The organism is Haloarchaeobius amylolyticus (genome assembly GCF_026616195.1).
Classification (GTDB): domain Archaea; phylum Halobacteriota; class Halobacteria; order Halobacteriales; family Natrialbaceae; genus Haloarchaeobius; species Haloarchaeobius amylolyticus.
Window position 1 is genome coordinate 168,505 of record NZ_JANHDH010000004.1, and the last position, 12,517, is coordinate 181,021.

Below are 12,517 nucleotides of genomic sequence, written 5' to 3' on the forward strand. Positions count from 1 at the left end.
TTGTGCGCCTACGGTGATAACCGAATAAACCATCGTCGATCGGGCTATCCGTGGCTGGCAAAAGCCACGGACAAGTGGTCGGCGTAGACTTCGGCGTAACCAACCGAAGTCAACCAGTCTTTCCAGACTGGTTTTCGAATCGTATCCGACCAGTTTCTAATTTATAAGTAGGCGTGAACTCCACGATAGTAGAAGAATCAGACTGACACCCCCACAAGTTTAATAGGTTAATGGAATCAACAACTCTGCTAGGAGATACGCGGACCAAAATCCGCGCCCACCGAGGGCCGACAAAAATCGGCCACCGTGGTGGTTCCACGGTTATCACCGTACACCAATGCACGCCAACACGCGTACTTCGACCCAGGCATCGCCAGCAACTCGCCAGGATTCTCCGTCGGGGAGTACTACCCGTACAGAACAATCACCACACACATGTTCATCCTGTGGTGCAGCGGTCCAACACGTAGACGGTCGCGAGACCGTCTGCCCGGATTGTCACGTCGTACTGACTGACGAACCGCTATCGCACAAACCACGTCCGCACTATGGGGAAGACGACCGAAAGCAATCCGGCGGCCGTACTACCTACCAGTGGGCCGACCGTGGACTCGGTGTCGGCCTGTCCGCCGAGGACACATGGTCGCTCTCTACAACGCATCGCCGCCTGACACGGGACAAGGGATGGCTGAACCACCGGACACCTGACGAGTGCCGACTGGACTACGCTCTGGGTGAAATTCAGCGGATGGGTGCCGCGTTCGAACTCCCCGAACCAGAACTAGAGGAGGCAGCACGCCTGTATCGAATCGCCAGAGCGGCGGGAAGCGTCGAAGGCCGGTCGGTCGAAGGCTTCGTGACAGCGTGTCTACTCGCTGCGATTCGCCAGAGTCCTCGACCGATTCCCGTCTCAGAACTGGAGCTGCGAAGTGTTACCCGTGCCGACGAGGAGCAGATTCGCGTCGCAAGAGGTGCTCTGTCTGTGGAACTAAACATCGAGATTCCGCCCATCAGACCGGAAGCCTTCCTGCCAAAGGCTGCATCGGAGCTCTCGATTCCCGGGCACGTTGAGCAAGAAGCACGGCGAATACTCGAAGCGTACGCGAACGGCGATGGGGCGTTTCGAGGTCACTCTCCAAGGACCCTCGCAGCGGCATCGGTCCATGCTGCATACGAGGTCGTCAACTGGGAGCAGCGGCCGACGCTAGAGTCGCTGTCGAATGTCTTTGGGACGAGTGAAAGTACTATCAGCGAAAAGAAAGGTATGCTGTTGGAGAGCATAGATGTTGATGAGTGAAAATGACTGCCACACCGAAGTTCGCGTGCTTCGAATCGGCAACAACATTAATTAATATGCAATCTGACACCGCACACGTGCAAACGCCGTCGACGTTAGCCGAGTTCATTGGGACGAGTGAATCCCCAATAGTCGTCTACGATCCACAACTCGAGAAGCGGGACCGGACAGCACGAGCTCAACTCCGTTCGATCCCATTCTTCCAGACGTTTGGGGTTGACTCGTTCCTGTACGACTCACTCTGGGAGGAGGAGTTCCAGTTGGTTGAACACCAGTTCCATACGCCTACCGGTGTCCATGCGGACGGACTGCCATTCCCACTCGTGCAGTTGACAACGACGGACCAACTCAAGCCCCGGCACAGGCAGGAGTTCGAACACGAAGACATCTCGCAGGCTGATCTTACCTGGGAGTTGTTTAAGCGAGCAACCAACGAGGACGAACCGTACATCTTCGTGTCCGACACCGACGCTCCGCAGGTGCCGACGCGAACGCCCTCGATTGGTCGGTCAGTGGCCGACCAGTTCGATGCCGTCACGTTCGAGTACGAGCAGTTGATTCATGATTACGTCGACGCCTTCGTCGACTCGAGGCTCCCACTGTCTGACACAAAGAACCTCTACTTCCACCAGATATCTGAGTGTCATGCCGCACATGATGCTCCGGCCTCGACGCTGCCGGAACTCTTCGACTACGAGCGTGCACCTAGTGAGAGCCCCATCTGGGACCCTCTCTACTACTTCATCGAACACGAACTCGAGGAGATTCTGAACAAGTACACCGCACACGTGACCAGCGCGCTCCGCTCGTGGGTGGAATACGGTGACACGGAAAAGATCGCGAAGAAGATGATCGCTACGCTCCACCGGTGTGACTTCGACACGGAACAGCTCGCGAACTACCAGCAGAACTCAAACCGATGACCTACACACACGCATCCAGTAAATCCGAGAAAGATCTTATCAGCTACCAGTCTGTCCGTGGTGCCGAAACGAAGGCGATCTACGAGACGATTCGCGAGGGGACATCCCTCTCCAGTATCGAGAAGAAGTTCGTGAAACCAACGGAGACAAGCAACTCGAAGAGTGTCAAGGACACAATTCAGTTCCTCCATGCGACGGACTTCCTCGAACGACCCTCCGAACGAACAGTGGAACCGCTTGATGGTCAGCCGTTCGGCGACCTACCGTTCGAACTGCAGCTGTTCCACCACCTCTCTCAGCAAGAAGCACCACAAGACCACTTTATCGAGGTGGCTGAGGTTATCGCCAACCAAGATCAGATCACATACGACAAGGACGACCTGCTGGAGGACCTGAAGCGAGAACTGGGGTCGTATCCCTTCGACTGGAACATCGAAAAAGTCCAGATGTGGTATAACATGATGGCGCCAATGGGCCTGGTTTCTGTTCGTGACAATCAGGAGTTGCTGACGAGCCCGAGCCCCGCTGTCGTCTATGACCTCCTGGACGCCTACCGATCGAGAGAGAATGACCACAGACTCCGCTCGGCGTTCGACTGGGTCGAAAAGAACTTTTTCTCGTGTTACGCCTCCAGAGGCGGTATTCCACGCGTCCACAGAGGATTGTCCGACACCCTTGGAACCCTCGTCTCGGACGGCGTTCTCGATTTGGAAGCCCCGAGCGATGCAACGTACGAAGTCAAGGTTTCGAGTGCGAACGCAGACAAGGTAAGTAGTTTCACGCTCCACGAACGCCCCCAACGACCCGCCTACCGGTATCCCCTCGATGCACACGAGATTGAGGTGAAAGCATGAGTATCCACAAACAGACCTACGACACCACAGCATGGACCGAAAGCGTCGTCAAGGAGTACCTGACGGCTACGTCTCAGCAGAAGGACGACCCTGAGAAGTTCTACGACACACACCTGGACATCGACAAGATTCACGCCGAGTTCCTTGGCAGTTCGTTCCAGAACGAGTTCGTCACCCAAGAGGAGTTCCGTGACGAGATTCTGTCTGGTGATGTCGACGACGATATCCGGACGTACATCTTACGCGGTGAGACGGGGGCCGGGAAGAGCCAACTCTGTCAGTGGCTCGACTACGAACTGCAGGGCATCGGTGACGCCGACGACGTCGAGAAACGCGTCCCGCTTCATATCAAGGCCAGCGAGACGAGTCTGGAAGAGATAATCTCCACGCTGGCGGAACCGCTGGACGTAGACCCCGAAGTGGATCAGGTCACCGAGTTGAACGCGACAGATATCGCCGAGGGAATTGTCGCAAGCATCAAGGCGAATCCCGGGCCTGCTCTCAAAGATGTCGACCTGACCCACCTCCTGAGCCCGAAACAAGGTGATCTGGGGTCCGTTCTCGAGGAGAATATCAAAGCGTATCAGAAGGGGCTGCAAGCCGACGACGAGACGGAGTTCGACCCGAACCTCATCTCCAAGGAGGACTATCGAGATATCCGATTGAAACTCGGGACTGATTCGATATTCCATAATGACGCCGACAGACTCCGTCAGGCGCTCCGCGACGAGATTCACCGGCACTTCTCCCACCTCATCGGTGTGGACGACTTTCAGGGACAACTCCGCGACTACACGAAACGAATGGTCCAAGAGCAGGGCCGACGGCCGGTCATCATCTGCGAGGACGTGACGACCTTCTCGGTGTTGAAAGAGCAGTTGCTCGACCAGATCATCCAGGTCGAAAGTGCGTCCTTCGACATCGTGCTCGGATACACGACAGGGTTCGAGCAAGACGACCTTCAGGACGCTCTCGGCAGTCGTGGTTCGGAGGAGCCGTTGACCTACCTCAAGGACCGTGCTGAAGGCTACCTCTCCCTGACCGATGAGGGTGAAGCGTACTTCCTGGACGATAACATTTCGGTGGAACTGGTCCGGAAGTACCTCGATGTCATCAAGCGTGAATCGGGTGGGTCGGTCGATGAGTCAGTCGAAGACGGGTTCGATGGTCTCTACCCCTTCAACAGGGCGTTCATCCGTCGGACGTACCAGAACCTCCAGGAAGACGGGAGTCCGCGACGGACGCCACGGGTACTCCTGCAGAAGGTAATCCGTCGGTGTCTGCTCTCCGAAGACCAGCCTTACGAGGTCGTCGAGAAGAGCACGAACGTATCCGATATCGTGCCGACTGTAGACCCCGCACGGTACGACGATACCACCGAGCAGGTCGCGACGTGGTACGGTATCGAAGATGAGGGTTCGGACAAGATCACGGTTGCTGCGACCGTCTTCGATGCGTTCGGAATCGATGTCGATGGCGTGGTGACTGACGAGCGAGAGGGGAGAACGTACTACCAGTTCGAACCGAATTCGATGGCGAATCAGATTTTGACACCGACTCAGAAGCCGAGTACTCGAGAGCAGACACCTGAGTCAGCGACAGAAGACGACGACGACGAACAGTCTGACGACACGGCGACGTCAGATTCGACCGGAGAAACAGAAACGTCTCCCGGTTCGACAGAGCAAGAGGAGTCAAATCGCCGTCAGAGCCAGGTTAAAGAGTTCTACGACTGGGTGAAGACGGGGGACGATTATGAGAGCTCTGAACGATTACGCAGTGGTGCCGAAGACCTGCTCGAACGCTGGCACGACCCGACCAGACTAGCCAACCCGAACGCCAACACTCGGGGGACGAAAGGAATCTATTACACCCGTTCAGACTCGATACCTGTGTCGATTCAGGGTCCGAACGAACGACAGGGACTGGACATCATGCTGCCGTTCGGTGAGAAGAACATGCAGTTGTACATGGAAATTCTGGGATACGAACTCAACGATGGGTTCCAGGAAACCACCAACATTGAGCAACTGCATTCCTGGGCGACGGACAAAGTAGTCGGGTTCCGTCAGGATATGCGAGCAGAGATTGAGGCCTGCCTCCCGGCCGGGTTGACCATCGAACACTGCTTCCTCCTCGGGAAATATCTCCTGCTGAACGGTGAGTTAGGCGTCACCAGCCTCGACGCCGAGGACGTGTTTACTGAGATCAATCTCGAGGAACGCGAGTATGAAAGTCCGATCAGGGCAGCGCTCGGTCACAACCACGCACTTTCGGAGGTTCTCACCGATCTCTGGCAACGCAACAGTGATATCAACGGGCTCATAGAGGGCTTTTTCCTGTTGAAGTCGAATGTCGTCGATTACGAGCGACTCCAGCCTGTGCGAACGGATATCGCGAGCGACCCCCAGAAGTACCTCCAATTAGCACAACGCATCGACACCGAAGAACTCGACTATCCGAGTGCGTACGGAGTTGGAACCACGCGAAGCAACGCCAACGTCCAATTGACGAAGGTTCTCGACGCGATTTCCGACTACGCAATCGAGGTCGAAATGCTCGCTGATGACGACCTCAGGAACCACTTCGAGGACCACCTCGAACCGGTCGAGAAGTGGTACGACCCGAGTCACGATGTTTCGGAACTGATCGACATGTTCGAACGGCTGGAAGACTGTCTTGGGACTTTCGGGGTCGCCAAAGAGGCCTCCTGGAGCGAGGTCAAAGACCTCCTGACCGATGATGAGACGAATCTACGCTTGAGCGAGTTCGAGCGACACGTGGAGGACTTCCTCAACCCAGACCCCGAAACCCCGTTCGAACGGGTAGCGATCCTTCACTCTTTCGCCGAGAGCAGGGAGAACCACCATGCATGGGAGGTCTACAGAGCACTCGACGAGATGATCGAGACGCTCGACGAGTACAACGTGGCCGAATCGACGGACCTCACAGACAAACTGTCTGAACTGGCCGAGCTCAGCGAGTATGAGTCAGCTCGTGTCGACGTTCGCACTGCACTGGAGGATTACTGACAATGAGTGACACACAGACGCTCTCGAAGACGGTCGAACGCATCGAGTCGAAAGCTGCACAGAAAGATGAGGCAGACAACGTCGAGGACCGTGTAGAAAGAGCACAGACCACTGTCGCCCGTATCAATACCGAATTACGAGACCTTGCCGAAGCCATCGAGCACCTCCAGTTCTATCGTCAAATACTGCTTGAAGCGTTCGACGGGACCGAACCTCCGATCGTCCGACGAGCGCTCGATGACGCAGAGGCTGTCATTACGAAGGACCGTCGGGAGATGGTTTCTGTGCTCCGTGACGGCAACCCGGAAGAATTCCGGAAACAGGTCTCCGAGGCGACCGAAAAGGTCAAAGACGCAAGGCAGTCGGTTTACCAACGACTCAAGGATGACCACTGGTCTGAGTGGAACGAGAAGATCGCCTCCGCTCGCGAACTCCAACGTATCCTGGGGAGCAGTGATACGAAGTTCGATAAGACGATTAAATGGACCCACTCGATCGTGACCCAGAAGATGCAGAACCCCGACAAGTCGGCAGCGGGGATCGTCCAGGAGTGGGAGAACGCGAAGACTCAGTGGGAGAACCATCAGGACATGCAGGGCATCTCACAGTTCCAGCAGTCTCATGGAATCTCCGACGAGGCCGTCGACGAAATCCGAACCTTGAGCCAGGGTTCGACGACGCTTGCCGAAGTCGACCTTGAGATACTGCGGGAATTGAAAGACATCCCCGAACTTGCCAAGTCGATCTCGCTCGAAATCTAACTAACCGAAGAACTCTACCCATCCTCCTGTCCCCTCTATGAAGAATCCCGAACGCCACGCTGAAACGATTCGAACTGCCTACCAGCGATACCTCGAAGGTCGGAACGGCCGTAGTGCGCGGAGTGTCGCGACACGTCTGCGACCGGACGCTGCGGGCGAGGACACACTCACCGGGATGCGCGGGCCGTACTTGCAGGCGCTACCGGTGGCGAACTGGAGTGATACCGACTGGCAATCATTCGCCCGGTCGCAATCGTTGCATCCGAACGTCCGTCGTGCCTTCCACGAGGAGGGCTTTCAGCGACTCTACGATTTCCAGGAGCGGAGCGTAGAGACGATTCTCGATAGCGAGAACACAGTCATCACAGCAGCGACTGGCCGCGGAAAGACCGAGGCGTGGCTCATCCCGATTCTAGACCAGATTGTCAAGGAGAAACGGAACGGGGTTACAGACGGACGGACATCCACGAAGGCGTTGCTTCTGTATCCAACGAAGGCTCTGGCCCAAGACCAGTTCAAGCGACTCGTCCAGATCCTCTACCGAATCAACCGGAACCTCCGGCAAAAAGAGTGGGTGACGGTTGGGATCTACGACGGCGACACCCCACGCCACATATTCGAGGATGAGGCACAGGGCTACCTCAATCGGACGTTCGAACACTTTGGCTGCCCAGGGTGTAACGACGACCTGGAGAAGTGCCAGAGCTGTGGACAGGGAGTGTTCGTCGAGCGAACGACCGACGATTTCAAACTTCGCCCGGACAAGCCTGAATGCGAGACCGATGAGGACCACCGTGTCCCGCTGAATTTCGTCCGGATGACGCGCAACGGGCTGATGGATGAGGGAGCCGACATCGTCCTGACGAATCCTGACACCCTGAACTACCGATTGTTCAACATCAACGCAGAGACGGAACACGAGACGTTCGTCACCGACCCCGACTTCTTGGTCTTCGACGAGGTTCACACCTACGACGGTTTGCTCGGGAGCTATACAGCAACGCTCGTCAAACGCCTCCGCCAGCGTCGGCAGGCAGAGGGCTGTGACAGCCTCCAGGTAATCGGGAGCTCCGCGACGGTAGACAACGACGTCGAATTGTTCCGCCAAGTCAGTGGCGCACAGTCGGTCGCGTCAGTCAGCGAAGACCCGACATCTTTGTCAGCCCGGCCGCCGACAGAGGTTCCTCAATCGCTGTACGACGATCGAGTCTCCATCGGTGAAATCCTCGACGCGGGGCGCGGAAGAGGCCACGTGCCACAACTCGGTGAGATCGACCTTGAGGTTCCCGAGAGCGGCAGCCTAGATAACGACCGCCTCCGCGACCGCGTCGCCGATGAACTGTTCGATACACTACGTGCTGAAGATGTGGACGACCCCGTCGTACAAACCGTCCAGACACTGCACGAGGAACTCCGTACAGACCCGAGACCGCCAAACGAGTTCAGGGGCTGGGTTGCAGAGGAATTCAACCTCGAGGATGATCAGGCAGAGGTCCTCGTCGATAACTTCCAGACCATCGGTCAGTTCTCTGGGCTGCTCGAGAGTCGTCACCACCTCTTCTCCTGGCCTCTTGACGGTTTCTACACCTGTTCAGCCTGTACCGCCGTCTATCGGTCGCCACAGGAGAGCTGTGAGGTATGTGATTCGCAGTTCGTCACCAGAGCTACCTACTGTAGCCAGTGCGACGACGAATATCTCCTCGCACAAGCGTGCTCACAGTGTGACCAGTTGACCCCGTACGTCCACACAGAGGAGGGCCTCATCGGTGAAAGCCGTGACCAGGCATGCCCATACTGTGACGCATCGACAGGCAGCCAGATTGCGATGCATACCGTCCTGTTCCGACCGGTCCAAGAGTGTGGAGACTGTGGACAGCACCGGGAACGAAGCGTAACCGGGAGCTGTTCTGCCTGCGGTTCACCCGGTGTTCCGACGACCGACGGGCAGTTCGTCTGTCGGAATCCCGATTGCGAGCAGAACTGGGAACGCGAGACCGCTTGTGGCCGCTGTGGGAGTGATAATTGGACTGCCACCGTAGCCTCTGAACCAGTCGATTGCCCTGACTGTGGTGCGGAACATGAGAGCAACACCCTTCCACTGACGTGTGAATGTGGCGAGACAGTGGCGAATACTCGCCTCGTTCCGTGGAGTTGCACGCATTGCGAGACACTTCACTGGGGACGCGACCCGCCAGAGACCTGTTCCTGTGGCAGTGACGCGTTCGTCAAGCAAGGGCTATTCGATCTCTCGAACACTCTTGAGTGCGAAAACTGTGGAGACGTCTACCTCCCAGGCTGGTCCTGTAGTTGTGACGACCCCGCTCCATCCACGAACCAGAATCCGTACCGACGGTACAAGACCTGGTTAGGTGACGGAATGGTTGCTTCTCCGCTGACCCACGACGATGCGACCCCCTGTGAGCACGATCTCTGGTCGACAGTCGTTGGCGACGCCTTCAGCGAACTGATGCGCAGTCCGACCAACGTCTCGGTCACTACCACGCAGTATCTGCTCCGGAACGTCGCCGACACGGAAGGCTTCGACGCTGCAAAACTGCTCGCGTTCTCCGATTCGCACAGCGACATGAAAGACCTCGATCGGTCGTTCACCGACCCCGAGGTCGATTCGGCACTCGACCAGTTAGTGCTCTGTGCACTAGAACTATGCCGTGCCGAGGCCGACCTGGAAGCACTTGACAGCGAGACACTTCAGACCCTTCGTCCTGGCAGCAGTGTAGATGAATGTGAGTCTCCGTGGGTGTCGCTGGCGGCTGTCGTTGAGATGGCGAACGATCTTATCGACGTTCTGGAAGTGGAACTCACCGGGGAGAGTGCGATAGCGCACTCCGCGCCTGACCTACGGGAAGTGATTCTCGGAACGAGTCATGTCAGGGACAAACGAGAAGCAGTCCGCGAGAAACTACGACGAAGGGCACTCCAGACTGTCGGCGAACGGGGGTCTCCTGGACACGGTTCGCTGGAGACCGCTGGTCTCCTCGATGTCCGACTCCATCCCAGTGCGAAAGAGGCCCTCGAACCGTCACACAGACGCGTACTGGCGGCGCTGGTTGACTCTGGTGACGGTGTCGAACGAGACGACAGACGACTCGATGGTGTCCACGGGAACGCGATAGAAGAGCTGGTCGACGGAGGAGTGCTCGAAATCGACGATGGCCGACTATGGCTCGACCCATCCACGGTGGAGGTGGCGCGACCAGAAGATGGCACCGTAGCCTATGATCCGGGTCGCGATGACTATTACTCGCAACTCCACGCAGAATTCGGCGACATCGACGACATAGTCTCTTGCCCAGACAGCATCGAAGACCGCGCAGACCCCGACAACCCGCGGTTCACCGATCGGGCGTATACAGCGACAAACTCTCGACTCACGATGCTCCTGAGTGAGTTGTACTTCGGAGCAACCCCAAAGATGCGCCGCCGAGAAATCGAACACCAGTTCCGGGACGAGCCATACCCGCACTTCCTCTCCTCGGGTCCGACGATGGAACTCGGGGTGGATATCGGGTCACTCGACGCGTTGCTATTGAACGGGACGCCGCCGAACATGAATGCGTACTTGCAACGTGTTGGTCGTGCGGGCCGGAGCTCGCATTCGTCGCTCGTCCATAGCGTCAGCCAGCGCAACCCCATCGACTACTACTACTATGATGAACCGACCGAACTCATCACCGCCGATGAGCAACCGGTTCCACTAAACGAACATAACGAACGCGTCCTCGGTATCTCGCTCGCGTGGGCTGTCCTGGACTATATCGCGATGACCTACACCATCCCGTGGAACGTGACCCGTCACAGCGTCAGTGGTGGTGAAGAGATCAGGCTGAAAGAGGACGCGGCCCCAAACGTCCGCGAGAACGCGGCGAAGTTCTCACAGTTACTGGCGAAATCGGTCGGTGAACTCGGTCTAGGGACAGACGCTTCGCGACTCCGACCACTCGGGACGCTCATCGCTGATGACGAGGCAGGCGTCCGTGAGTACCTCACCGATCTCCTCGACTACGCGTACTGTCCCACCTGTGCCCGGCACTACGACCGAGAGCGCTCCAACGAGGAATGTTCAGCGGGGGACTGTGACGGCCTACTCGTCGACGCAGTCGACGAATACGGGTCGCTAGTTGACGACGCGATTGAAGCGGTCACCGACGTCTACGTCAACGGATTCGAGCGCCGGGTCAACCAACTCGAGCAGCGGATTGCCCGTTACGAAGACCGACTCGAACGGCTCGATGTCGAACTCGATGATGCTGACCCGGACGAGACGCGACGCCTCGAAGCGGAACTCGACCAAGTAGAAGCACGCGTCGACGTCCTCAGGCAGTACAGGCGTGACCTCTCCAGTGACTCGTTTTACACCGTCCTCGATGAAGAGTTCGGTGAGTATGCGTTCAATCTCCGGTCGGTCTCTGACAACGTCGACATCAGCGTCGTCGACGAAACGGGCGATCCCGAGCGGATCGGGGGCGAAAACGGCGGCCGTGCGAGTCGTCTCGCACTGACCGAGGTCCACCCATACGCCGCGTATCTGCACGACCGCCGCCCCCACGTCGTTGCCCGGGTCCATACAGACGACAAGAAGTCAGAGGATATCCGCGAACGAATCGATGAGGTAAGCGGGTCGGATACAAATAGCCCAGCCAGTTACGAATACATCTGTCAAGGCTGTGGGGCCGTCGTGGCAGACCCTGACACGGCCTGTGAGTGCTCGGACGACACCGACTATCTGGAACGTCGGTTCTTCGCACTCGATTCGGTCGAAGCGACCCTCGATACCCAACGGCTCCCCAATGGACGTGATACAGCTGGGTCGATGTACGAAAAGACCGGGACCCGAGTTCAGAATACCTTCGCATTGCGGGAGACCGAAATCCTCGCATTCGACGCCACGGAGCAGTTCCGTCTGGAAGCTGACGACGGGTCATACGTGGGGACACTCGCATATGGTGACTACGACATCCTCGAATACACCGGGTCGTGTCGGGCAAAATACAAGAACGGCAGTATCGACGAAGCAGCGACCCAGTTCCGGCTGTGCGATGAGCCGGACTGTTCAGGTATCATTTACAATGGCGAAGACGAACAGGATGTGTGTTCGGTGAACCCCGAGCACCGGCCCGAAGATGGCTCAAATTCGGTTCTGGCCCGTTTCGGATACCAGTATGAGACCGAGGGTGTCCGTCTCACGCTCGCCGACCACGACATCGAGGTTACACACTCGCTCGCACACGGTCTCCGCCTCGGGCTGCAGAAACTCTCCGGTGTCACTATCCGCGATGTCAACGAGTACATTGGTGCCGACCACGTCGATGTCTTCGACGCCCAAGAGGGCGGCGCGGCCGTCTCACGAGCCCTAGTCACCAGACGAGACGGGACCTACCGGAACTTCGAGATTGCGCGCTCACTGATGGCACAACAGTTCGATTGTGAGTGCGACAACGGGTGCCCTCGCTGTCTCTACCAGTACGGGTGTGCAAAACGGAACGACCCGAACTCCCTCGCTCGCCAGCACGTCCGTGAACTCCTTGCTGACGGACTGAACCTCGTCTCTTCAGGACAGTGACGCCACCCACAAAGTGGTGAATCGACTGCGTACATTCGGGGAGCCATCGAGTGGTCGAGGCGAGCCGAT

At 57.4% G+C, this 12,517-nt stretch carries 6 protein-coding genes; all 6 read left to right on the forward strand.

Translation table 11 applies throughout. The annotated features are described in order from the left end of the window. The first annotated feature begins 337 nt into the window (after positions 1 to 337). The 6 genes from NOV86_RS22110 to NOV86_RS22135 all read left to right on the forward strand — a co-directional run bounded on the left by NOV86_RS22110 (position 338) and on the right by NOV86_RS22135 (position 12,448). Positions 338 to 1,297 (forward strand): transcription initiation factor IIB family protein, encoded by a 960-nt coding sequence (locus NOV86_RS22110; RefSeq protein ID WP_267644024.1) that lies wholly within the window; start codon positions 338 to 340, stop codon positions 1,295 to 1,297. 77 nt (positions 1,298 to 1,374) lie between these two features. Further along, positions 1,375 to 2,220, forward strand: coding sequence for a hypothetical protein (locus tag NOV86_RS22115; RefSeq protein ID WP_267644025.1), 846 nt, complete (start codon positions 1,375 to 1,377; stop codon positions 2,218 to 2,220). Beyond that, positions 2,217 to 3,074: a hypothetical protein gene (locus NOV86_RS22120; protein ID WP_267644026.1), complete on the forward strand. Its 858-nt coding sequence runs from the start codon at positions 2,217 to 2,219 to the stop codon at positions 3,072 to 3,074. The genes NOV86_RS22115 and NOV86_RS22120 overlap by 4 nt, the downstream gene beginning before the upstream one ends. Further along, the gene (locus NOV86_RS22125; RefSeq protein WP_267644027.1) at positions 3,071 to 6,106 is read left to right on the forward strand and encodes a hypothetical protein; all 3,036 of its coding nucleotides are present in this window, start codon (positions 3,071 to 3,073) and stop codon (positions 6,104 to 6,106) included. The genes NOV86_RS22120 and NOV86_RS22125 overlap by 4 nt, the downstream gene beginning before the upstream one ends. A 2-nt stretch (positions 6,107 to 6,108) precedes the next feature. Then, positions 6,109 to 6,867 (forward strand): hypothetical protein, encoded by a 759-nt coding sequence (locus NOV86_RS22130; protein ID WP_267644028.1) that lies wholly within the window; start codon positions 6,109 to 6,111, stop codon positions 6,865 to 6,867. Between the two features lie 37 nt (positions 6,868 to 6,904). Further along, positions 6,905 to 12,448 (forward strand): DEAD/DEAH box helicase, encoded by a 5,544-nt coding sequence (locus NOV86_RS22135; protein ID WP_267644029.1) that lies wholly within the window; start codon positions 6,905 to 6,907, stop codon positions 12,446 to 12,448. Positions 12,449 to 12,517: the final 69 nt, after the last annotated feature.